The following is a 21,550-nucleotide window of genomic DNA, read 5'->3' on the forward strand; positions in this document are numbered from 1 at the left end:
CTAAGGGCGTTCTGGTCATCACTTCTCGAGAAGGAATGAATAAGGATGCCGAAATGGAGACAAATAAACGGTGATGTTTGTGTTCTCCATGCGTTGTACCTCGCACCCGGGAACCGTCATGTTCTTGTATACACGGTGTTTCGGGATTGGGTGGCATACTTTTTGGCCACTTAGTACAAGGCTTGAACACAATGACAAAACCTTGTTTATTATCCCATTTAAACCTCTTTTATAGCAAGGCGCCATTTTTCAACAAACCATGCAGCCAAGGGGCGCTGGCAGTGTTAAAATCCGCGCCATGACACAGATACAACAACAAGTGCAGCTGCTCACCATCGAAGCTGAGCATGACGGGCAGCGCATCGACAATTTTCTCAAGACTCAGCTAAAGGGCGTCCCCAAGAGCCTGATCTATCGCATCCTTCGTAAAGGCGAAGTGCGAGTAAACAAAAAGCGCATCAAACCGGAGTACAAACTCTGCGCAGGTGACGAGGTGCGGGTACCCCCCGTGCGCGTTGCCGAGAAGAATGAGCTGCCTTCAGCCAACCTCGGGGTTATCCAGCGTCTGGAGAGCCAGATCCTGTTCGAAGACGATGCCATGATCGTGCTGAACAAGCCCTCCGGCATGGCAGTACACGGTGGCAGCGGTCTGAGCTTTGGCGTGATTGAAGGGCTGCGCGCCCTGCGTCCGAAAGCCCGCTTCCTCGAATTGGTTCATCGACTGGATCGCGACACCTCTGGGGTATTGCTGGTTGCCAAAAAACGCAGCGCCCTGCGCAGCCTGCATGAGCAGTTGCGCGTCAAGACCATGCGCAAGCAGTATCTGGCGCTGGTGCGTGGCAAGTGGCAGGCTCACGTCAAGGTGGTCAATGCGCCGCTACGCAAGAACGATCTGCAATCCGGTGAACGGGTGGTACGGGTCAGTGCCGATGGCAAGCCCTCCGAAACCCGGTTCCGCATCGTGCGTCAATTTGCCGAAGCGACTCTGGTTGAGTGCAGCCCCATCACAGGCCGAACTCACCAGATCCGCGTGCACACCCTGCATGCCGGTCACCCGATCGCCTGTGACGATAAGTACGGTGAAGCGGCGTTTGACGAGAAAATGCGCAGCCAAGGGCTGAAACGGCTCTTTTTGCATGCCTGGAAGCTCAGCTTCACCCATCCGGCCGATGGTCGCGAGATGCAGGTCGAAGCGCCGCTTGCATCTGAACTCGACAACTTCCTCAACGGCTTGCCACGCTGATGCAGGATATCCGGCTCGCCATTTTCGATTGGGACGGTACCCTGATGGATTCGGTGGGCCGGATTGTGGCCTGTGTGCAAGGGGCCGCTAGAGATTGTGAGCTGGCGGTACCTGCACCAGCCCAGATCCGGCAGATCATCGGATTGAGCCTTGATGTTGCCATGTCCCGCCTGTTCCCTTTACGTAGCGACAGTGGCACCGCCATTGATGAGCGCCAGATTGCCATGCTCATCGATCGCTATCGTCATCACTATCTGCACGACACCACCCCCAGCCCGCTGTTTGCCGGGGTGGGGGAGCTGCTGCATGACTGGCAGTCACGAGGGCTGCAACTGGCCGTCGCTACCGGCAAATCGCGCCGTGGGCTGGATCGGGTATTGGATGAGACCGGGCTGCGCCCGTTGTTTGTGACCAGCCGAGGGGCCGATGAGGCTCGCTCCAAGCCTGATCCGCTGATGCTTGAGCAGATCCTGGACGAGTTGGAGCTTTTACCCCGGCAGGCGGTAATGATCGGCGACTCTGTTCACGATATGGCGATGGCCGAGGCAATTGCCATGCCGCGCATTGGCGTTACCTGGGGTGTGGATAGTAGTGATGCTCTCAGTCGTCACGGACCTGTAGCGGTGGTGGACTCCATGACGGCTCTTCACGCGCTGTTGTAGACGCCTTTCTTTTAAGAGACATCAATCTGATTGATAACAGAAGCCCGGTCTATTGACCGGGCTTTTTATATGCTCGATCTAGCTTATCTATTCGTCCGCAATCAGGGCAGGGCAATACCGTGGCGCTCCAGCAGCTCGATCAGGCCGATCAGTGGCAGACCGATCAATGCGTTAGGGTCGCGCCCCTCCAGCCCCTTGAACAGCACGATCCCCATTCCTTCACATTTGAAGCTGCCCGCACAATCGAGGGGCAATTCTGCCTCTACATAGCGGCGAATGGCGGCTTCATCGAGGTTGCGAAAATGGACGGTGAAAGACTCCACCAGTTGATGAGCCTCACCGGTTGCGGCATTCACCACGCACAGGCCGGTGTAGAAGGTGACGCTGCGACCTTGAGCCGCCATCAGCTGGGCGATGGCATTGTCGATGGTGCCCGGTTTGCCGAGGATGTGATTATCGCAGACACACACCTGATCAGATCCGATGATCAAACCGTGATCACGTTGCCCGGCGATGGCATCAGCCTTGGCACGAGCCAGTCTGGCCACCAGCGTCTCGGCGGATTCGCCAGCCAGTGGTCGCTCATCCACATCGGGGGCGGCACATTCAAAAGGGAGACCGAGCTTCTCCAGCAGGGCTTTGCGATAGCGAGAAGTTGAGGCGAGGATCAGATTCTGTGGCATAATCGAGTTACCGATGAAAGCAGGTACCGGCATTCTAGGGACTTGTGACGTTAAAATCATCGGCGGTAAGGACTTTTTCCTTTGACTATCAGTTGTTGGACCTATATTATTCGCGCCCTATGCAAAAGGTGAAGTTGCCCGTTAAGGTTGATCCAGTCCGTAGTGCCTTGAAGCTGCTCGATTACATCGGGATAGTGGAAAAGTCGCAGATGCCCAGGCTGGAGGAATCAACCGCTGGCTTGCAGAGTGATATCGATGTATCACTGCACTTTGGCAAAGATGTCCAGAAGTTGACCGTTATGAAAGGCACTGCCCATGCCAAGGTTGATCTGGTTTGCCAACGTTGCGGAGAGACATTCGAACACCTCTGTGAAGCTGAATTTATCTACACTCCGCTGTTCGAAAGAACAAACGAGGAAGAACTGCCGGAAGCTTATGAGCCCATTGAGTTGGACGAAAACGGCGAGATAGATCTTCATCAAATCCTGGAGGATGAACTCATCCTCTCGTTGCCTCAAGTCGCAATGCATTCTCTGGATGCATGCCCGAGAGGAAACATGGAGATGACCTGGGGTGAAATCGAACCTGCTGATGAGCGGCCGAATCCCTTTGCAGTTCTTGAAGAGCTTAAACGTAAGTGAATTTAGGAGTTAGCCTACAATGGCCGTACAACAGAACCGTAAAACCCGTGCCAAGCGTGGCATGCGTCGTTCCCACGATGCGCTGACCACCGCTGCCCTGACTGTTGATCAGACCAGTGGCGAAATTCATCGTCGTCACCACGTGACTGCCGATGGTTTCTACCGCGGTAAAAAGGTAATCGCTTAAGGATTGCCTTTGTCTACGCAAACTGTCGCGCTAGACATCATGGGGGGAGATATTGGCCCCTCGGAAACAGTGCCTGCCGCCGTGCAGGCACTGTCTCTTTTACCCCAGCTAAAACTGATCCTGGTCGGCGACCAGCACCAGACCTCCTCTCTGCTGCAGCAACATGGTTTGCTGAATCATCCCCGAGTCCGTTTCGTACATGCATCCCAAGTGGTTGGCATGGGCGATAAACCGATCGTGGCGCTGCGTACTCTGAAAGACTCCTCCATGCGGGTGGTACTCAATCTGGTGAAAGCCGGTGAGGCCGATGCCTGCGTCAGTGCCGGCAATACCGGTGCGTTGATGGCGATGGCCAAGTGCGTGCTCAAATCCCTGCCCGGGGTCGATCGGCCGGCACTTATCAAGGCGCTGCCGACATTGAGCGGCAAACGCACCGTGATGCTGGATCTAGGCGCCAACGTCAGTTGCGATGCGGATACCTTGCTGCAGTTTGCCGTGATGGGCTCCGTCGTGGCCGAAAAGGTAGAAGGCATTGCATCCCCCCGTGTTGCCTTGCTCAACATCGGCGAGGAGGAGATCAAGGGCAACGATCTGGTGCGCCACAGCGCCGAATTGTTGCGTCAGTGCCACGCGCTCAATTATGTCGGGTTCGTCGAAGGGGATCGCATCTTCAGCGGTGACAGCGATGTGATTGTCTGTGACGGTTTTGTCGGCAATGTCGCCCTCAAGACGGCAGAAGGGGTGGTGCGGATGATGGCCCAGCTGGCCGGATATCCCCGCAAGAAACGCACTTTTCTTGGTCGGATCGCCGGATTTATGTTCAAACGGCGTTTTTCTTACCTGAACCCCGACCAGTATAACGGGGCAAGTCTGTTAGGATTGCGCGGCATTGTGGTAAAAAGTCATGGGCGGGCCGAACGGCGCGCCCTGTGTAATGCGATCCTGCTGGCCGCACAAGAGGCCAAACATCAACTTCCACTGCAAATAGCAGATCGCCTTGAAGCTGTCTTCTCTGACAGGGATCTATAAGAACTCTATGCATAGCAAAATTCTGGGTACTGGCAGCTACCTGCCGAGTTCAGTGCGTACCAACGCCGATCTTGAGCAGATGGTTGAGACCAGTGATGAGTGGATCGTGGAACGCACCGGTATCCGTGAGCGCCGTATTGCCGGGGCTGACGAAACCGTTGCCACCCTCTCTTACCAGGCCGCCCTGCGGGCCCTGGAAGCAGCCGGTCTGACCGCTGCCGATCTCGATATGATAGTGCTGGCCACTACCAGTGCTGAAAATGCCTTCCCGGCTGCTGCCTGCGAGCTGCAGGGGCTGCTCGGCGTACCGAGCATTCCTGCCTTTGACGTGGCTGCTGCCTGTGCCGGTTTCACCTACGCACTCTCTATTGCCGATCAGTTCGTCAAATCGGGCGCCGCCCGCCATGTGCTGGTCGTCGGGGCCGATGTACTCTCCCGCATGTGCGATCCACAAGATCGCGGCACCATCATCCTGTTTGGTGACGGGGCAGGGGCTGTGATTGTCGGTGCCAGCGAGACGCCGGGTATCCTCTCTACCCATCTTCATGCCGATGGCCGTTATGGCGAGCTGCTCAAGCTGCCGCACCCTCGTCGCGGCATGCCGGGTGCCGAGCTCGAAGCCTACATGTACATGAAAGGCAACGATGTCTTCAAGGTCGCGGTCACCCGTCTGAGTGAGATCGTCACCGAAACGTTGGCCGCTGCAGGTATCGAGCCGAGCGAGCTGGACTGGCTGGTGCCGCATCAAGCCAACTTCCGCATCATCAGTGCCACCGCCAAGAAGCTCGGTATGAGCCTCGATAAAGTGGTGCTGACCCTCGACAAGCACGGCAATACCTCTGCCGCTTCTGTTCCGGTCGCCTTCGACGAAGGGGTGCGGGATGGCCGGATCAAACCGGGTCAGCTGGTACTGCTGGAAGCCTTTGGTGGCGGTTTTGCCTGGGGCTCGGCGCTGGTTCGCCTCTGATCTTCGGCGGGATGGTGCGCCCATCATCCCGTCACCGATTTCATTTTTGTCTTATCTAAAAGGAATCAATGATGACCCAATTTGCCATTGCCTTCCCGGGACAAGGTTCCCAGTCCGTTGGCATGCTGGCCGAGCTGGCCGAACAACATGCCGTGATCAAGGAGACCTTCGCCGAGGCGAGTCAGGTGCTGGGTTATGACCTGTTTGCCCTGGTGATGAATGGTCCGGTTGAAGATCTGAACAAAACCTGGCACACCCAGCCTGCGCTGCTGACGGCCTCTGTCGCCCTGTGGCGCCTGTGGCAACAGCTGGGTGGGGCAACCCCCGCCGTCATGGCGGGTCACAGCCTGGGTGAGTACTCCGCGCTGGTTTGCAGTGGCGCACTTGATTTTGCCGATGCGGTCAAACTGGTCGAGCTGCGTGGTCTGGCCATGCAGGAAGCGGTACCCGAAGGCACCGGCGCCATGGCTGCTATCATCGGTCTGGATAACGAATCCATCGCCGCCAACTGCGAAAAAGCGGCACAAGGGCAGGTGGTCTCTCCGGTCAACTTCAACTCCCCGGGCCAGGTGGTTATCGCCGGTCACAAAGAGGCCGTTGAGCGCGCCAATGTGCTGATGAAAGAGTCTGGCGCCAAGCGTGCGTTGCCGCTGCCAGTCTCCGTGCCGTCTCATTGCGCGCTGATGAAACCTGCCGCAGAAAAACTGGCAGCTGCGCTGGACGGGATCGAGATCAAGGTTCCAACCATCGCGGTCATCAATAATGTCGACGTATCCTGTGAACAGGATCCGGCCGCCATCAAGCAAGCGCTGGTACGTCAGCTGTTCAGCCCGGTTCGTTGGACCGAGACTGTCGAGCGGATGGCCAATGAGGGTGTTACCCTCGAGATCGAGATGGGACCGGGCAAAGTGCTGACCGGGCTCGCCAAGCGCATCGACAAGCGCGTGGAAGGTATTCACGCCAACGATGCCGCCTCTTTCGAGCAGGCGCTGGCCCAGATCAAGTAAACAGGAGCAAGTGATGAGCTTTACCGATAAGGTTGTGTTGGTGACCGGTGCCAGTCGTGGCATCGGCCGTGCGATTGCCGAAACATTCGTGGCCCGTGGCGCGAAAGTGGTCGGTACCGCGACCAGCGAGAGCGGTGCCGAGGCGATCAGCGCCTATCTGGGTGACAATGGTTGCGGCATGGCACTGAACGTGACCAGCCAGGAATCCATCGAAGCCGTCTTCGCCGCCATCAAGGCGCGCTTTGGCGACATCGACATCCTGATCAACAACGCGGGGATCACCCGTGACAACCTGTTGATGCGGATGAAAGATGACGAGTGGAACGAGATCATCGATACCAATCTGACCTCGCTTTATCGTCTGAGCAAACCGGTGTTGCGTGCCATGATGAAGAAACGTCACGGTCGCATCATCAGCATTGGCTCCGTGGTGGGAACCATGGGCAATGCTGGTCAGGTCAACTATGCTGCCGCCAAGGCCGGTCTGGTTGGTTTTACCAAATCGTTGGCGCGGGAAGTGGCATCCCGTGGTATCACAGTGAACGCGGTTGCTCCCGGTTTCATCGAAACCGACATGACCCGTGCCCTGAATGACGATCAACGTGCCGGCATCATGAGTCAGGTGCCTGCCGCCCGTTTGGGTGATCCAAAAGAAATTGCCGCAGCTGTGGTATTCTTGGCTTCTGATGAAGCAGCCTATATCACCGGCGAAACCCTGCATGTTAATGGCGGGATGTACATGGTGTAATCAATTTGTCGTAAGATCTGTTCAAATTTGCGATAGTACGCCGAAGTTTGGCACATTTCGTGGTTTGACCAGCGGCAAGCTACTTGCAAACTCACGTCAATTGAATAAACTACCCCAACCAGACGCAAATAGCGTATTTTTAAAGGAAAATTCAGGTCATGAGCAACATCGAAGAACGCGTAAAGAAAATCATCATCGAACAACTGGGTGTTAAAGAGGAAGACGTTAAGAACGCTGCCTCCTTCGTCGACGACCTGGGCGCTGACTCTTTGGATACCGTTGAACTGGTAATGGCGCTGGAAGAAGAATTCGATACCGAAATTCCTGATGAAGAAGCCGAGAAGATCACCACTGTTCAAGCGGCTATCGACTACATCACCGCTAATCAGGAATAAGTTCCTGTTCTAAGAGAAGCGGCCCAAGGGCCGCTTCTTTTGTATTTGTTCCCTTTCAAAACACCTCTCGGAGACTACCTCAGTGTCAAAACGCAGAGTCGTGGTGACCGGCTTGGGGATGCTTTCCCCGGTGGGTAACACTGCCGAATCCAGCTGGCAAGCACTGCTCAACGGGCAGAGCGGCATTTCCCTTATCGAACATTTTGATGCCAGCGAGTTTGCAACCCGCTTCGCAGGTCTGGTCAAGGATTTCGATCCCGAGCAGTACGGTATCAACCGTAAAGACGCTCGCAAGATGGATCTCTTCATTCAATACGGCATCGCGGCCGGTATGCAGGCGCTGGATGATTCCGGCCTGACCATCAATGAAGAGAATGCCGAACGTGTCGGCGTGGCGATTGGCTCCGGTATCGGCGGTCTGGGTCTGATTGAACAGAACCACGAAAGCTTGGTCAACGGCGGCCCGCGCAAGATCAGTCCCTTCTTCGTTCCGTCCACCATCATCAATATGGTGTCCGGTCATCTCTCCATCATGAAAGGTCTGCAAGGGCCGAACATCGCCGTGACTACCGCCTGTACCACTGGTACCCATGCCATCGGCATGGCGGGCCGGATGATTGCTTACGGTGATGCCGACGTGATGGTCGCTGGCGGTGCGGAGAAAGCCTCCACCGCGATGGGGATGGGTGGTTTTGCTGCCGCCAAGGCACTCTCCAACCGCAACGACGAGCCGCAAAAAGCGAGCCGTCCGTGGGATAAAGATCGCGATGGTTTCGTGCTGGGTGACGGTGCCGGTGTACTGGTACTGGAAGAGTACGAGCACGCCAAGGCCCGTGGCGCCAAGATCTACGCCGAGCTGGTCGGTTTTGGCATGAGCGGTGACGCGTACCACATGACTGCGCCTCCTGCAGATGGCAACGGTGGCGCTCGTGCCATGAAAAATGCAATCAAGGATGCCGGCATTGCCCCCGAGCAGATTGGTTACATCAACGCGCACGGTACCTCCACCCCGCTGGGTGATGTGGCTGAACTGCGTGGCATGAAGTCGGTGTTTGGTGAGCACGCCAAATCCCTGATGGTCAGCTCCACCAAGTCCATGACCGGTCACCTGTTGGGCGCCGCCGGTGCCATCGAGGCGATCATCACAGTGTTGGCCCTGCGTGATCAGGTGGCTCCGCCCACCATCAACCTGGACAACCCGGATGATGAGTGCGATCTGGATCTGGTACCCCATGTGGCCAAGCCAGGTAGCTTCGAGTACGCCCTTTCCAACTCGTTTGGTTTTGGCGGCACCAATGGCTCACTGATCTTCAAACGCGTATAATTTGCCGCAGGGCAAAGACACAGGCCCGATACTGCCGGTATCGGGCCTTTTTTATCGGAGGGATCCCTTTGCTTATCAATGGAATGAAGCTTGATACCATCTCGGCCCATGATCGGGGGTTGGCTTATGGTGACGGTCATTTCACCACCATGGCGGTCAGGGAGGGGCGCGTGTTGCAGTGGCCTGCCCATCTGGCACGGTTGCAGCAGGCGAACAACCGGTTGGGATTGGTTGAACCGGACTGGGATCTCTTGACCCGGGAGGTTGAAGAGATGGTGGCCGAGCAGCCACAATGCGTGGCCAAGGTGATCCTGACCCGCGGCGAAGGGGGGCGGGGCTATGATGGCAGCGGATGTCAGCACACAACCCGGATTGTCACTCTGGCGCCATTTCCCACTCACTATGGCCAGTGGCAACAGGAGGGGATCGATATAGTGGTGTGCCGCCAGCGGATCGGCGATGCGCCCATGCTGGCCGGGCTTAAAACTTTGAATCGTCTGGAGCAGGTATTGCTGAAAAGCGAACTTGTCAGTCGAAATGCAGTCGAAGGGATAGTGCTTAACAGTCGCGGTTTTCTCATTGAAGGGGTCAGTGCCAATCTGTTTTGGCGTCGGGGCAAGACGGTGTTTACGCCCGATCTCGCCCGCGGTGGTGTCGATGGCATCATGCGCCGCCAGGTGATGGCGATGCTGAAACAGATGAGTATTGAGTTGCGTGTGGTAGAGGCTCCGCTGGAGTCACTATGGCAGGCTGAAGAGGTGTGGCTCACCAATACCCTGATGGGGATCGTGCCGGTCAATGGCATAGAGGATATTCACTATCCCCCAGCGGTATTGAGTCGCCGTTTACAGGAGCGTTTGGTCATTGAAGTTTAATCGGCTTTACACCCTGCTCGCGGGGGCGGCACTGACGGTAGCCGCTGCCGGGGGCTATGTACATTACAAATGGCAACAGGTAGAGACGCTCACCAACAAGGGGCCGACCCGGCTCTTTACGGTGGAGAAGGGCGCCCATGCGGCGCGCCTCATCGCCGAACTGGGTGAGGGGGAAACCAGCCCTTGGGCGGTGCGGCTTTGGCTGCGCAGCCACCCCGAACTGGTGGCCATCAAATCGGGCACCTACGAAATCAAGGAAGGGGCCCCTCTCAAGGAGACCCTTTCTCTGTTCGCATCGGGTAAGGAGTTTCACTTCAGCCTCACCTTCGTCGAAGGTTCCCGTTTCGAGGATTGGCAGAAGCAGCTCTCCAGCGCCCCATACCTTGAGCGATTGACCGTCGAGCAATCCGAAGCCGACCTGGCGCAGGAGCTCGGCATCGAGAATGGCAAGCTGGAGGGGTGGTTCCTGCCGGAAACCTACGCCTATACCACCCATGCCAGCGATCTCTCGATCCTGCGTCGTGCCCATCAGGATATGGAGACTTTCCTGCAGCAGAGCTGGGAGAAACGTCAGGCCAACCTGCCTTACAAGACCCCCTACGAGGCGTTGATCATGGCCTCCATCATCGAGAAAGAGACCGGCCAGCCGGACGAGCGGGCGCAGATCGCCTCCGTATTCGTCAACCGTCTGCGTCTGGGCATGAAGTTGCAGACTGATCCCACCGTCATTTACGGGGTGAAGGATCGCTACGACGGCAACATTCGCCGCAGTGATCTGACCGACAAGAATCCCTACAACACTTATGTGATCGACGGTCTGCCGCCCACGCCCATCGCCATGCCGGGCAAGGCCTCCATCGAAGCAGCGCTCAACCCCAAATCGACCGACTATCTCTACTTTGTCGCCAAGGGGGGCGGTGCCCACTATTTCTCCAAGACCCTCGATGAACACAATCGGGCGGTTCGCGAATACATATTGAAGAAACCCTAATGTCTAAATTTATTGTGATCGAAGGATTGGAAGGGGCAGGGAAGAGCTCGGCCGTGCGTTATGTGACCGACTATCTGCAGCGCCACGGCATCAACCGGATCGAGTGCACCCGCGAGCCAGGTGGTACGCCGCTGGCCGAGCGGATGCGGGCCATCGTCAAAGAGGTGCACGACGAGCGCCTCACCATCGAGGCGGAATTGCTGCTGATGTATGCCTCCCGGGTACAACTGGTGGAGACCCGCATCAAACCCGCACTGGCCGACGGTGTCTGGGTGGTGGGGGATCGCCACGATCTCTCCTCCCAGGCCTATCAGGGTGGCGGCCGTGGTATCGATGCACCGCTTATCGGAGCCATCAAGCAGGCAGTGCTCGGCAACTTCAAGCCGGATCTCACCCTCTATCTCGATATCGATCCTGCCCTTGGCTTGCAGCGCGCGCGCCATCGTGGCGAGCTGGATCGCATCGAACTGGAGCAACTGAGCTTCTTCGAGCGTACCCGAACTCGTTATCTCGAACTGGCCGCCAAGGATGATTCCATTGTGGTGATCGATGCGGCGCAAACGCCGGAACAGGTCAAAGCTGCCATCGAGCGTGCATTGGATCACTATCTGTCGAACGAGCACCTATGTATCCCTGGCTGATCCCCGACTGGCATGCCCTGAGCCAGACGGCCCAGTCCGGTCGTCTCGGCCACGCCTGGTTGTTGCTGGGCGATCCCGGTCTTGGCAAGGATCAACTGGCTGAGCGGCTGGCGCGTTTGCACCTTTGCCAACAACCGGATCGTGGAGAGCCGTGTGGTCAGTGCCACTCCTGCCAGCTGTTTGACAAGGGCAACCACCCGGATCTCGGCACCATAACGCGCGACAGCAAGACCATCGGGGTCGAGGCCATTCGAGAGATCTGCACCCGGCTGCAGGGCTCTGCCCAGCTCGGCCGTGGCAAGGTGGTGATCATTCCTGATGCGGAGCGGATGACCGAATCGGCAGCCAATGCCCTGTTGAAAACCCTGGAAGAGCCGGCCGGCGACAGCTTGCTGTTGCTGATTGCCTCCCAGGTTTCCCGGTTGCTTCCCACCATTCTCAGTCGCTGTCACAAACATGTCTGTCAGTTGCCTGCGGAAGGGGAAACAGTTCGCTGGTTGGCCGAGCAGGGTCATCAGGCCACTCTGGCTCAGGTGCGGATCTGTCAGGGGGCCCCGCTGCGGGTACTCGACTATATCGAGCAGCAACAGGACGGTACTCGCCGCGAACTGCTGGAGCAGTTTGTCGCCCTGAGTCAAAGTCCGGTCAAGGCGACGGCATTGTGCAGCCAGCTTGGTCAGGAGACGCAGGTCAGGTTGCACTGGTTGCAGCTCTTCTTGTGCGATGCCCTGAAAACCCAGGCCGGATGTGGTCACCATCAGCTGGCAATGCCTGATCTGGCCATCTTGAGTCAACGGTTGGCGGAGCAGCACTCCAGCGAAAAACTGCTGGAGGCAGAACAAGATCTGGTTGCCCTGAAAGCGGCATGTCAGCCGGGTCAGCTCTCCAATCCCACCATCCATCTGATGAACTGGCTCAGTCGCTGGTTATAAGTACCGACAAGCAGAAAGGTTTTATATGTTACTCGTTGATTCCCACTGTCATCTCGATCGCCTCAGCTATGGCAGCAAGCAGACCAGCTTGGCTGATGTACTGGCAAAGGCCGCGAAACTGGACGTGGGATATTTTCTCTGTGTCAGTGTGACTCAGGCACAGTTCCCGACCATGCTCGAGGCGATCTCTCCCTATCCCCAGGTATTTGCCTCTTGCGGGGTACATCCGCTCAATCAGGAACCCGGGGTGGATGCAGCCTTGTTGCTGACACAGGCTGCTGACGCAAGAGTGATCGCCATCGGCGAAACTGGGCTCGACTACTTCTACTCCCCCGAGAACAAAGAGGTGCAGCAAGCCTCCTTTCGTGAACATATTCGGGTCGCTCGTGCACTGAACAAGCCACTGATCATCCATACCCGCGATGCCCAGCAAGATACCTTGCAGATCATGCGTGAAGAGGGAGCTGATCAGGTTGGCGGTGTGCTGCACTGCTTCACCGAATCCCTCGAAATGGCAGAAGCAGCAATGGCGATGGGGTTCTATATATCCATCTCCGGGATCGCCACCTTCAAAAATGCGTCTGCATTGCAAGAGGTGGTCAAGGCACTTCCCCTTGACAGATTGCTGGTCGAAACCGACTCGCCCTATCTAGCACCCGTGCCGCATCGGGGGAGGGAGAACGAACCCGCCTTTGTGCGAGACGTTGCCCAGTTTATTGCCGATCTGCGTCAGATTCCGCTTAATGAATTGGCGGACGCCACCAGCCGGAATTTCTTTGAACTATTCAAACTGGCGAAAAAATAACACAGAAGCCCCGTTGCTCGGGGCTTTTTATATTTCAAATGCCAAGCTGATTACCCACCTGAATATCAACACCGAACCGTGTTATCTCTCACGTCTTCCCAGTCTATGTAACCTGTTCATCCATATAAACTGAGTCGAATCATATTCCGATGTTTCGTTTATCTAATGTGGCCAAAGGGTATAAAAACATCAGTCTTTAAGTATCGATAATATTCATTATCGATACTTGATGTATGGAGAGGATCCTGTAAGATCCTCTCAAACTTCATATGAATCATAGAGTTCCGTGGCATATCCATCCTCGTCCAATCCAGCTCATCAGTCACTGCAGACTGTTTTCGATGCACAGCTTAATAGTCGGGCACGCCGCTTTTTGCGCAGTGCAAAAGCGGTTTCCACACTCAATGCCTATCAGGCGGATACCCGTATTTTTGTCTTCTGGTGCCAATTGCACGGGCTGGATCCGCTGCAAGCGACCCATCACGTCATTATGAATTTTCTCGCTGATCAGGCCGACGGCGTATTGGCCGACTGGGTATGGCTGGATAAAGAGGAGGGGAAGGGGGAGCTGCGTAACGGTGAACCTCGTAAACCGGCAACCCTGGTAAGGCGTCTGGCGGGGATCCGTTATGCCTTCAAGCAGAAAGGCATCCATCCCATGCCCACCGAGCATCCCGAAATCAAGGAGATGATGCGCGGTATTGTCAGGTTGGGTGATAACCGTAAGCGCAAAACGGGGGCGTTGACTCTGCAACCCCTGACCCAGGTGCTGGATGGCATCGACACCCATGATCTGGCGGGCTTGCGTGATCACACCCTGCTACTGCTGATGTTCAGTGGCGCCTTGCGCCGTTCGGAAGCTGCCAGAATTGAGGTGAGCGATCTCGATTTTGTGGGGCAGGGGATCCGCCTTCGCCTCAAACCGAGCAAGCATCAGCTCCATGAAACCGAGATAGCCTTGATCCCGGGCAAGCACTATTGTCCTGTGTCGGCTCTGCAAAACTGGCTACACAAAAGCCGCATCAGCGAGGGGCCGCTATTTCGGCGTATGAACCGCTGGGGGCAACTGATGGCTGAACCACTCGGCCCCCAGGGCATCAATCTGATGATCAAGCGGCGAACAGGTCAAACCATCGACGATCTCTACGTCAGTGGCCATAGCCTGCGGCGCGGATTTATCACCTCGGCGGTGACTGCCGGCAAACCGATGAACAAGATCATTGAAGTCACTCGCCACAAGGATATGCGAACCCTGCAGGAGTATTTCGATGACGCCCACAAATTCTCCGATCATGCCCTTGATGGCTTGCTCTGATATAACTGCGTCACTTCGTTTTTTATGTTAAATGATATCTTGTTGATCTGATGATATATTTGCCGTGCAGCCAGCAGCCCAAAGGGGAAGGGCCATCTTCCTATGGATAATGGCATGTGATGAGAGATAACAAATCCGGAAATGGAACATCGCAAGGACATATGAGCCAAGAAATGACAGTGCGTGAAGAGCAAGAGGCGGTGCCCCAAAACAATGCCGAGCGGCAGCGCCAACATGTAAAACGCAAGCAGGAGACCCATACCCGGCTGCAATGCTGGATCAGCAATCGCCACGCCGAACGATTGGCCGCACTGGGTCTTCATCTCGAAGACAGTCAGGCATCACTCATCGAGCAGGCGATCGATCTGCTCTACCAACATGAGCTGGGTAGAGAACCTCCGTTTGAAAACAGAGTCGCCACACAGGTCGAAGAGACCGTTGAATAGACACAAGAGTGAAGTAACAGCGATACGTGAAGAGATAAAAAAAGCCAGGTACGAATTCCTTGTACCTGGCATAGGGGAATTGGCTCCTTGCAGAGCCGTGCGCTAACTGGTGTTCGGATTGCCTTAAGCTTAGACAAGGCTCAAGGCTTTTCAAGATCCGAAGAAAAGTTCAACCAGAGTGTGGGTATTTCAGACTCGTTCAAGTGCTTATGCACCGAACGGCCCACTACGCATTGAACAGATTGTTGTCACGCACCAGCTCGCGGGGGAGGGCATTTTTGACCCGACTACCCACCCATTTCCCCATCCCCAGGGTATGTCCCTGATAGCGGACGATCACCTCGCCAGTGCCAGCATCCTGTTCTGGCCAGACATCCCGCCCCATCATGAATTCCCGCGCATTGGCGCTATCCAGCTCGACCACGCCCTTGCTCGCTTTATCGCCATAGGCCAGTGCCCACTCATGAGTGAGGCGATAACCTTTCTTGAAGGTTTCGGCCAACTTGATGCCGATGCGATCGAAACGCAACTTGCCCTGCACCTGATCAAACCGCTGGGGGAAGAGCCAGATCTCGTCATTGCGGCCAAACAGCTGACCCTGCGGTGCCACCCCAAAGTTGGCTTCGATCTCGCGCAATATGGGTTCCGCCTCTTTGGCAGGAAGCGGCGCAAAGGGGAATTTACCCAGCTTGCCCGGCTTGAACATGGTGTTGGGCACCGAGTGATGCTTGCGCAATCTGGCGACGAAAAAGCCCTCACTGTCGAAGATCTGGGGCCAAACGTGCAGGTATCCTTCGGATGTACAGGCCTGCTCTGCATAGGGGAACAGGTCAGCCAGCGAGTCAAAACTCAAGGCATCGCCAAACTTGTCCAGCAAGGATTGGCAAACCGCTTGGTTCTCCTGCTCACTCAAGGTGCAGGTGGAGTAGACCAGTACGCCACCCGGTTTCAAGGCATGGAAGGCGCTCTCCAGCAACCCTTGTTGCACCGCCGCAATCTCGTCGATGCTCTCGATACTCCAGTTGCGAAGCGCATCTTCATCCTTGCGCACCGTACCTTCACCGGAGCAGGGGGCATCGAGCAGGATGGCATCGAAGGTCTCCGGCAACCACTGGCCAAATACCTTGGCATCAAAATGGGTCATACCTACATTGGTCACGCCGCAGCGCTGGATATTGGCGCTAAGCACTTTCAACCGGCTGCTGGAAAACTCGTTGGCAACCAACATCCCCTGATTGTTCATCAGGGCGGCTATCTGGGTGGTCTTGGAGCCGGGGGCCGCCGCTGCATCCAGCAACATACCATCCGCTTTGATCTTGTCGCTGGCAAAGAGCGCCGTCACCGGCAGCATGGAGCTCGCTTCCTGAATGTAGAAGAGCCCGCTCAAGTGCTCGGCGGTGTTGCCAAGTGGGACGGTTTCATCGCTGCGGGTCAGCCAGAAGCCGGTATCACACCAGGGCACAGGGTCAAGCTGCCAACCCAGTGGCTCCATCAGGGCGACGAAATCCGAGACGGCGACCTTCAAGGTATTGACCCGAATGCTGCGGCGCAGCGGACGTCGACAACTGGCCACAAACTCATCCATCGAGAGATGGGCCGGCATGATGGCCGCAATGTGACGTAAAAAGTAATCGGGAAGGAAGGTGTTGTCGTGCACTGTGCCGTCTCGTTGACCGAAAAAGAGGGGCGATATCATACCACAAGGCTAAGAATATTCTGAATCTGAACCCTATCAACAGGCACCGGAATATAAAAAAGCCCGGCACTGTGCCGGGCTTGGATGAGATACAAAGGGAAGAGATCAGGGCTGGATACGCGGACTCCACTCCAGCCACTCTTTCTCGGCCTTGCCATAGAGCGGATAGCTGTGGCCAGCCTTGACTGTTGGACCCATCTCTCTCTCCGGCGTATTGAAAGCAATGCCGCCGGCCAGCAGGCTCTGCACCGTCTCAACTTCGATAGTGCCGCCGGTCAGCCCGATATCCGCCTTGACCCCGGAGACATTCCAGAAACGGGAGTTGGCCCGCACCAGATGGGCATACTCCTGATCTACGTTAACGTCGATCACCACCTCGCTGCCATCCCGAGCCAGCGCCACCTTGGTGACACTGCCCACCACCATCTTGCGAAACAGTAGCGGACTGCCAATGCTCAGGCCATTGACTGAGGGGCTCTTGAGGGTCAGGGCCAGACCCACCGGGCCGACCTGACTCAAGGGGAAGCGATCTTTGCCTGCGCCTTTACCGGGTTGTGCTTCTACAAACGCCCCCTTGATCAGGGTATCGAGGTGAGCGACACCGCCCAGCCCCAGCTTGGCCTGCACCAGAGTAAAGCGGGCGCCGGACTGCAGGAAACGCTCGGCATAGTGGCCATCGAGTTCCGCCTTAAAGATCACCTGACCCAGAGACGGCTCCAGCTCGATCTCTTCAATTTTGCCGATATCGACCCCACGATAGCGGATCGGGCTGCCAATCCCGAGCCCCGGATTGCTCTCTGCTACCAGTGACAGTTGGCGCACCTTGGCCTTGGCTTGCTCCCTGGAATCGAACAGTTGATGGCTGCTGCGGCCATTGGCCAACCGATCAAACTCGATGGCACCCCGTAGCAGGGTACCGAGGTTGCCCACCTTGACCTGCACCCCATCGACCCGCACCTTGGTGTCGATGGCCGGTTTTTTCCAGAACTGGGGTTGCTGGGCGAGGAGGGGAGCATAGACCCCATCAATCTCGAGTTCGATCTCGACCCCCTCTTTGGCGGCGCGCAGCTGTTTGACCCTGCCCGCTTCCAGCCCCAGATAGAGCACAGGCGAGCCAATGCCAATGCCATCGGCCTGATCTGCCTTGAGCAACCAGCGCTGCGGCTTGGCATCACGGGTACCGAGCAGTGCCAGCTCCTGACTCGGGTAGAGACGGTTAATCCGCTCGCCACTTCTGGCTTGTATCAGCTTGATCCCGCCTCCCAACCAGGCACTGGCCGGACTGGTTTCTACCTTGATGCCGCTCAGATCGGCATCGATCTGCAGCGGGGAAGCGCGATAGAAGCGGGCACGGTTGAGCAGATGACCATAGTTCGGCGCCATCACCAGCTCGACGCTGGCATTGCCGCGTGCATCCAGGGTGAGCTGGCTGATACGGCCCACCTGCAATCCCTTGTACCAGACAGGAGCATCCTGATTGAGCCCCGCCAGATCGTCAGCCTGCAGCGTCACCTTGGTGCCGCTCTGGGGGGCGCGATCGGTCAGGGTCATCTTCTCTACCGGTTTGCCCGCCACATAGTCGAGGCGAATGGCCGGGCCGGAGAGCAGGCGATCTGCATGCTGCACGCCGGTCGCGGAGAGAGAGACGCTCTCCCACACCAGTTGACTCTTGTCGGTAATGCGATAAGCCTGCTCCGGGTTGATCAGCGCTGTGACCATCCGGCCTTTGTCGGTGAGGCGAATGGGGTCGATACGACCGATCTCGATCCCCTCATAGAGGATGGGCATCCCCTCCTTGACCGGAAGATCGCCAGCCGCAATGTCGATACGCGCACCGCGCGCTGCTTCCGCCAGCCCTTTGTAGAGGACGAAAGTCTGTCCCTTCTCCGGTGCCGGTGAATCTTTGGGCGAGTCAAAGGCAATGCCGCCGCTCAGAATGGAGGTGAGGCTGCCGGCCTCCACGCTGACGCCAGCCAGACTGAAGGAGCCCTTGATGCCACTGATGTTCCAGAAGCGGGTATCAGCTTTGACCAGATGTTCGAAACGCGGCTCGATCACCAGATCCAGAATGACGTTCTGGTTGTCTTGACCCAGGCGCGTATTGATGACGCTGCCAACCTCGATACCGCGGAAATAGAGCTTGGCGCCAATCCCCACCGAACCCAGCGAATCGGCGGTCAGGTGCAGCATGCGCCCCTGAGCCTGATAGCCGGGGGGAGGGCCCTCCAGTGCATCAAAGGTCTCCTCCAGCGGATTGCTTTCACGCCCCGGTTGCAGGTTGATGTAGTTGCCGGAGACCAGGGTATCGAGGCCGGAGATCTCGGTGAGCGACGCCTTGGGGCTCACCAGCCAGAAGTCGGATCCCTTGCGGATCAGCGGTCTGGCACGGCTGTCAATCTTGGCCATCACCGCAATCTTGCGGCCATCTTCAGCTAGCTCCAGCTCTTGCACCACGCCGATGGCCACCCCCTGATAACGAACCTGGGTTTTACCCGGCAAGATGCCGTTGCCCTGGGCGAAGTTGATCTGGATAAGCTGGCCACGGCTCAATACCTGCTGATAGAGAAAGCCACCTGCCAGCAGCAGGGCTATCAGGGGTAACAGCCAGACCGGCGATAACCAGCGACGCTTTTCGATGACGGGTTCAGCCCCGATCATAGTGACTCCTTATTGGCTGGATTAAACAGCACATCAGACAAAAACAGAGAAATCATCAACGGGCCGCCTTGTCCCATAGTAAACGGGTATCAAGCATGCGAGCCGACATCATGGTCAGCACCACCACACCGGCAAAGGCGGTGGCCCCCGGGCCTGCGCGGACACTCAGCAGCACACCCCGATCGACCAGTGCCACCATCAGCGAAATCACGAACAAGTCCAGCATTGACCAGCGACCAATAAAATCGATCACCCGATACATCACCAGCTGGCGCTTGCGCCGCACCGGTTTGGCCCGCTGCAACTGCCAGCAGATCCAGCCCAGCCCCAATATTTTACCCACCGGCACCAGTATGCTGGCGGTGAGGACTATGGTGGCAATCCCGCTCATTTTGCTGCGATAGAGCATCATGATACCGCTGAAGATGGTATCTGACTGCAGCAACCCCTTGTTGTAGAAATGGGTTATGGGCAACAGATTAGCAGGCAACAACATGAAGGTGGCGAGCGCCAGCAAGCCCCACGACCAGGCGAGGGAGCGGGGAATGCGCACCTGCAATTTGCTGCTGCAACGGGGGCAGACAGCCCCGGCTTGATAGCGCACCAGCAAACCACAGGTATGGCAGCGGCAGAGTCCCATCTCACGGGCGCTGGTCATGTTCCGGCTCCTTTAACGGGATCCGCGCCCAGTAGGGGGCGGGGTCAAACAGGATCAGCAGGGTCATGTTGAGCAGCATCAAAATACCGAGACTGAGCAAGCCGCCACCGAGGCGCACATCGGCGATGTCGATCAGTTTGAACAGGGCAACCAGCAGGCTGACGATATAGACCTCCAGCATGGCCCAGTGGCGAAACACCTCGACCAGCTTCAAGGTGACGGGAAGAATGTGCCAACGTTTGGCCAGACCCGAAGCCAGCACAAAGATCCCCGCCAATAATCCCACCGGCGCCAACACGGCGCACCAGAGCACCAGGCTGGCCACCCACCATTCGCCCTCGCCAAACAGCACCAGAATACCGCGCAGCAGGTCGGCGTCGGTGTTGACCCCAGCCAGCCGCAGATAGATCAGCGGCTCAAAAAAGGCGGAGGGCAGCAGCAGAAATCCGGTGATGGTCAGGGCCATCAACTGGGAGGGACGAAAGGCATAACGGCCATAGAGATGTTGGTGACAACGCGGGCAGTGGGCATGGCGACGCAGCGGCAGTGCTTTGCGCTGGATCAGCAAGTCGCACGCCGGACAGACAATCACGGAACCGGGCTCCATCATACAATTCAACCTGTTGAAGGAATTGGTGAAATTTACCCTAAAACCGGTTTCCTGTCTTGCCTGCGGCCGGAATGTTACGAAAGTATAATTGACGTTAACGTAAACGTGATATTAGATAGCCAGACTAGACAGGTGAAAGGAGTCATGATGTCCAGTTTGTCCCCCTCGGCAGGCCTGCGCTTTCGCACCGCCCTTGCCAATGAACATCCCCTGCAGATCGTCGGCACCATCAATGCCTATATGGCGCTGATGGCCGAGCGCAGCGGTTTTCAAGCCATCTATCTCTCCGGCGCCGGAGTGGCCAATGCCTCCTACGGCTTGCCGGATCTCGGCATGACCTCCCTCAACGACGTGCTGATCGATGCCGAACGGATCACAGCGGCGACCCGTGTGCCGCTACTGGTCGATATCGACACCGGCTGGGGCGGGGCATTCAATATCGCCCGCACCATTCGCGCGTTCGAGCGAACCGGGGTTGCCGCTGTCCATATGGAAGATCAGGTTGCCCAGAAGCGTTGCGGTCATCGCCCCAACAAGGCGGTGGTGTCTCTGGAGGAGATGTGTGATCGGATCAAGGCGGCAGTAGATGCTCGCGAGAATGGCGAGTTCGTCATCATGGCTCGCACCGATGCGTTGGCGGTGGAGGGGATGGAGTCGGCTCTTGAGCGCACCGCCGCCTATGTGGCCGCTGGGGCAGACATGATCTTCGCCGAGGCGGTGACCGAACTGGCCCAGTACGACCAGTTCAAGCTGGCGGCCAAAGTGCCGATCCTCGCCAACATGACCGAGTTCGGCAAAACCGCGCTGTTTGACAAAGAGCAACTGGCCGCCCACGGGGTCGATATGGTGCTCTACCCCTTGAGTGCCAACCGGGCCGCCAATCAGGCCGCCCTCAACGTCTATCAACATATTCGCCAGGATGGCCATCAACGGGCCGTCGTGGAGACCATGCAGACCCGGGAGTCGCTCTACGACTTCATCGGATATCACCACTACGAGCAGACACTGGATCGTCTGTTTACAGCCAAGGAATAGGA

At 57.0% G+C, this 21,550-nt stretch carries 23 protein-coding genes; 18 read left to right on the top strand and 5 right to left on the bottom strand.

Features of this window, described 5'->3' with window-relative positions; translation table 11 throughout:
- Positions 1-298 precede the first annotated feature (298 nt).
- Positions 299-1,243 (top strand): 23S rRNA pseudouridine(955/2504/2580) synthase RluC, encoded by a 945-nt coding sequence (gene rluC, locus OKB77_RS07690; RefSeq protein WP_270817332.1) that lies wholly within the window; start codon positions 299-301, stop codon positions 1,241-1,243.
- Positions 1,243-1,905 carry an HAD-IA family hydrolase gene (locus OKB77_RS07695; protein ID WP_270817333.1) on the top strand — a complete coding sequence of 221 codons (663 nt, stop codon included), beginning with the start codon at positions 1,243-1,245 and terminating at the stop codon, positions 1,903-1,905. The genes rluC and OKB77_RS07695 overlap by 1 nt, the downstream gene beginning before the upstream one ends.
- Before the next feature lie 101 nt (positions 1,906-2,006).
- Here the strand turns inward: OKB77_RS07695 and OKB77_RS07700 are convergent, their stop codons facing one another.
- On the bottom strand, positions 2,007-2,588 hold the full coding sequence (locus OKB77_RS07700; RefSeq protein ID WP_103252017.1) for a Maf family protein: 582 nt from the start codon (positions 2,586-2,588) through the stop codon (positions 2,007-2,009).
- 119 nt (positions 2,589-2,707) lie between these two features.
- On the opposite strand from OKB77_RS07700, the gene yceD reads away from it, so the two are divergent.
- The 15 genes from yceD (at position 2,708) to OKB77_RS07775 (ending at position 14,891) form a co-directional block, all read left to right on the top strand.
- Positions 2,708-3,229 carry a 23S rRNA accumulation protein YceD gene (gene yceD, locus OKB77_RS07705; protein WP_013723766.1) on the top strand — a complete coding sequence of 174 codons (522 nt, stop codon included), beginning with the start codon at positions 2,708-2,710 and terminating at the stop codon, positions 3,227-3,229.
- Positions 3,230-3,248: 19 nt separating this feature from the next.
- Entirely contained in the window at positions 3,249-3,416 is a 168-nt protein-coding gene (gene rpmF, locus OKB77_RS07710) for a 50S ribosomal protein L32 (protein ID WP_005300935.1), read from the top strand.
- 9 nt (positions 3,417-3,425) lie between these two features.
- The gene (plsX, locus tag OKB77_RS07715) at positions 3,426-4,445 is read left to right on the top strand and encodes a phosphate acyltransferase PlsX (RefSeq protein WP_005351844.1); all 1,020 of its coding nucleotides are present in this window, start codon (positions 3,426-3,428) and stop codon (positions 4,443-4,445) included.
- 7 nt (positions 4,446-4,452) lie between these two features.
- Positions 4,453-5,412 (top strand): beta-ketoacyl-ACP synthase III, encoded by a 960-nt coding sequence (locus tag OKB77_RS07720; RefSeq protein WP_064337923.1) that lies wholly within the window; start codon positions 4,453-4,455, stop codon positions 5,410-5,412.
- A 71-nt stretch (positions 5,413-5,483) separates the two neighbouring features.
- Positions 5,484-6,419 carry an ACP S-malonyltransferase gene (fabD, locus tag OKB77_RS07725; protein ID WP_150390525.1) on the top strand — a complete coding sequence of 312 codons (936 nt, stop codon included), beginning with the start codon at positions 5,484-5,486 and terminating at the stop codon, positions 6,417-6,419.
- Positions 6,420-6,432: 13 nt separating this feature from the next.
- Entirely contained in the window at positions 6,433-7,167 is a 735-nt protein-coding gene (fabG, locus tag OKB77_RS07730; RefSeq protein WP_005351850.1) for a 3-oxoacyl-ACP reductase FabG, read from the top strand.
- 158 nt (positions 7,168-7,325) lie between these two features.
- Positions 7,326-7,562, top strand: coding sequence for an acyl carrier protein (gene acpP / locus OKB77_RS07735; RefSeq protein WP_005300909.1), 237 nt, complete (start codon positions 7,326-7,328; stop codon positions 7,560-7,562).
- 82 nt (positions 7,563-7,644) lie between these two features.
- On the top strand, positions 7,645-8,886 hold the full coding sequence (gene fabF, locus OKB77_RS07740; protein WP_005360452.1) for a beta-ketoacyl-ACP synthase II: 1,242 nt from the start codon (positions 7,645-7,647) through the stop codon (positions 8,884-8,886).
- Positions 8,887-8,954: 68 nt separating this feature from the next.
- Positions 8,955-9,761, top strand: coding sequence for an aminodeoxychorismate lyase (pabC, locus tag OKB77_RS07745; RefSeq protein ID WP_150389124.1), 807 nt, complete (start codon positions 8,955-8,957; stop codon positions 9,759-9,761).
- Positions 9,751-10,752, top strand: coding sequence for an endolytic transglycosylase MltG (gene mltG, locus OKB77_RS07750; RefSeq protein ID WP_005333156.1), 1,002 nt, complete (start codon positions 9,751-9,753; stop codon positions 10,750-10,752). Before pabC ends, mltG begins: the two co-directional genes overlap by 11 nt.
- Positions 10,752-11,393 carry a dTMP kinase gene (gene tmk, locus OKB77_RS07755; protein ID WP_150389123.1) on the top strand — a complete coding sequence of 214 codons (642 nt, stop codon included), beginning with the start codon at positions 10,752-10,754 and terminating at the stop codon, positions 11,391-11,393. Before mltG ends, tmk begins: the two co-directional genes overlap by 1 nt.
- Positions 11,378-12,325: a DNA polymerase III subunit delta' gene (holB, locus tag OKB77_RS07760; protein ID WP_150389122.1), complete on the top strand. Its 948-nt coding sequence runs from the start codon at positions 11,378-11,380 to the stop codon at positions 12,323-12,325. Before tmk ends, holB begins: the two co-directional genes overlap by 16 nt.
- Positions 12,326-12,350: 25 nt before the next feature.
- Complete coding sequence (locus tag OKB77_RS07765; RefSeq protein ID WP_150389121.1) at positions 12,351-13,130, top strand: TatD family hydrolase; 780 nt, start codon at positions 12,351-12,353, stop codon at positions 13,128-13,130.
- Positions 13,131-13,503: 373 nt separating this feature from the next.
- Positions 13,504-14,445, top strand: a complete 942-nt coding sequence (locus OKB77_RS07770; protein ID WP_223849302.1) for a tyrosine-type recombinase/integrase — start codon at positions 13,504-13,506, stop codon at positions 14,443-14,445.
- A gap of 161 nt (positions 14,446-14,606) precedes the next feature.
- Entirely contained in the window at positions 14,607-14,891 is a 285-nt protein-coding gene (locus tag OKB77_RS07775) for a RepB family protein (protein ID WP_100653771.1), read from the top strand.
- A gap of 226 nt (positions 14,892-15,117) precedes the next feature.
- Here the strand turns inward: OKB77_RS07775 and rsmF are convergent, their stop codons facing one another.
- From rsmF to OKB77_RS07795, 4 genes are all read right to left on the bottom strand, one after another.
- A complete protein-coding gene (rsmF, locus tag OKB77_RS07780) occupies positions 15,118-16,548 on the bottom strand; it encodes a 16S rRNA (cytosine(1407)-C(5))-methyltransferase RsmF (RefSeq protein ID WP_150389119.1) in 1,431 nt (476 codons plus the stop codon).
- A gap of 144 nt (positions 16,549-16,692) precedes the next feature.
- The gene (locus OKB77_RS07785) at positions 16,693-19,245 is read right to left on the bottom strand and encodes an MlaD family protein (protein WP_150389118.1); all 2,553 of its coding nucleotides are present in this window, start codon (positions 19,243-19,245) and stop codon (positions 16,693-16,695) included.
- 55 nt (positions 19,246-19,300) lie between these two features.
- Positions 19,301-19,903: a paraquat-inducible protein A gene (locus tag OKB77_RS07790; protein WP_005333132.1), complete on the bottom strand. Its 603-nt coding sequence runs from the start codon at positions 19,901-19,903 to the stop codon at positions 19,301-19,303.
- Complete coding sequence (locus OKB77_RS07795; protein ID WP_005345516.1) at positions 19,887-20,513, bottom strand: paraquat-inducible protein A; 627 nt, start codon at positions 20,511-20,513, stop codon at positions 19,887-19,889. The genes OKB77_RS07790 and OKB77_RS07795 overlap by 17 nt, the downstream gene beginning before the upstream one ends.
- A 147-nt stretch (positions 20,514-20,660) precedes the next feature.
- Here OKB77_RS07795 and prpB point away from each other — a divergent pair, with 147 nt between their 5' ends.
- A complete protein-coding gene (prpB, locus tag OKB77_RS07800; RefSeq protein WP_150390524.1) occupies positions 20,661-21,548 on the top strand; it encodes a methylisocitrate lyase in 888 nt (295 codons plus the stop codon).
- The last annotated feature ends 2 nt before the right edge of the window (positions 21,549-21,550 follow it).

Origin of the sequence: Aeromonas sp. Y318-3 (genome assembly GCF_027706185.1) — a bacterium.
Lineage (GTDB): Bacteria > Pseudomonadota > Gammaproteobacteria > Enterobacterales > Aeromonadaceae > Aeromonas > Aeromonas veronii.

Bases quoted from the DNA above. Each gene is read 5' to 3' on its own strand.
- rpmF (WP_005300935.1), top strand. From the start codon at position 3,249: ATGGCCGTACAACAGAACCGTAAAACCCGTGCCAAGCGTGGCATGCGT.
- OKB77_RS07795 (WP_005345516.1), bottom strand. From the start codon at position 20,513: ATGATGGAGCCCGGTTCCGTGATTGTCTGTCCGGCGTGCGACTTGCTG.
- OKB77_RS07775 (WP_100653771.1), top strand. From the start codon at position 14,607: ATGAGCCAAGAAATGACAGTGCGTGAAGAGCAAGAGGCGGTGCCCCAA.
- OKB77_RS07790 (WP_005333132.1), bottom strand. From the start codon at position 19,903: ATGACCAGCGCCCGTGAGATGGGACTCTGCCGCTGCCATACCTGTGGT.
- yceD (WP_013723766.1), top strand. From the start codon at position 2,708: ATGCAAAAGGTGAAGTTGCCCGTTAAGGTTGATCCAGTCCGTAGTGCC.
- OKB77_RS07695 (WP_270817333.1), top strand. From the start codon at position 1,243: ATGCAGGATATCCGGCTCGCCATTTTCGATTGGGACGGTACCCTGATG.
- tmk (WP_150389123.1), top strand. From the start codon at position 10,752: ATGTCTAAATTTATTGTGATCGAAGGATTGGAAGGGGCAGGGAAGAGC.
- acpP (WP_005300909.1), top strand. From the start codon at position 7,326: ATGAGCAACATCGAAGAACGCGTAAAGAAAATCATCATCGAACAACTG.
- OKB77_RS07700 (WP_103252017.1), bottom strand. From the start codon at position 2,588: ATGCCACAGAATCTGATCCTCGCCTCAACTTCTCGCTATCGCAAAGCC.
- OKB77_RS07765 (WP_150389121.1), top strand. From the start codon at position 12,351: ATGTTACTCGTTGATTCCCACTGTCATCTCGATCGCCTCAGCTATGGC.
- OKB77_RS07785 (WP_150389118.1), bottom strand. From the start codon at position 19,245: ATGATCGGGGCTGAACCCGTCATCGAAAAGCGTCGCTGGTTATCGCCG.
- fabD (WP_150390525.1), top strand. From the start codon at position 5,484: ATGACCCAATTTGCCATTGCCTTCCCGGGACAAGGTTCCCAGTCCGTT.
- OKB77_RS07720 (WP_064337923.1), top strand. From the start codon at position 4,453: ATGCATAGCAAAATTCTGGGTACTGGCAGCTACCTGCCGAGTTCAGTG.
- holB (WP_150389122.1), top strand. From the start codon at position 11,378: ATGTATCCCTGGCTGATCCCCGACTGGCATGCCCTGAGCCAGACGGCC.
- prpB (WP_150390524.1), top strand. From the start codon at position 20,661: ATGTCCAGTTTGTCCCCCTCGGCAGGCCTGCGCTTTCGCACCGCCCTT.
- rluC (WP_270817332.1), top strand. From the start codon at position 299: ATGACACAGATACAACAACAAGTGCAGCTGCTCACCATCGAAGCTGAG.
- fabG (WP_005351850.1), top strand. From the start codon at position 6,433: ATGAGCTTTACCGATAAGGTTGTGTTGGTGACCGGTGCCAGTCGTGGC.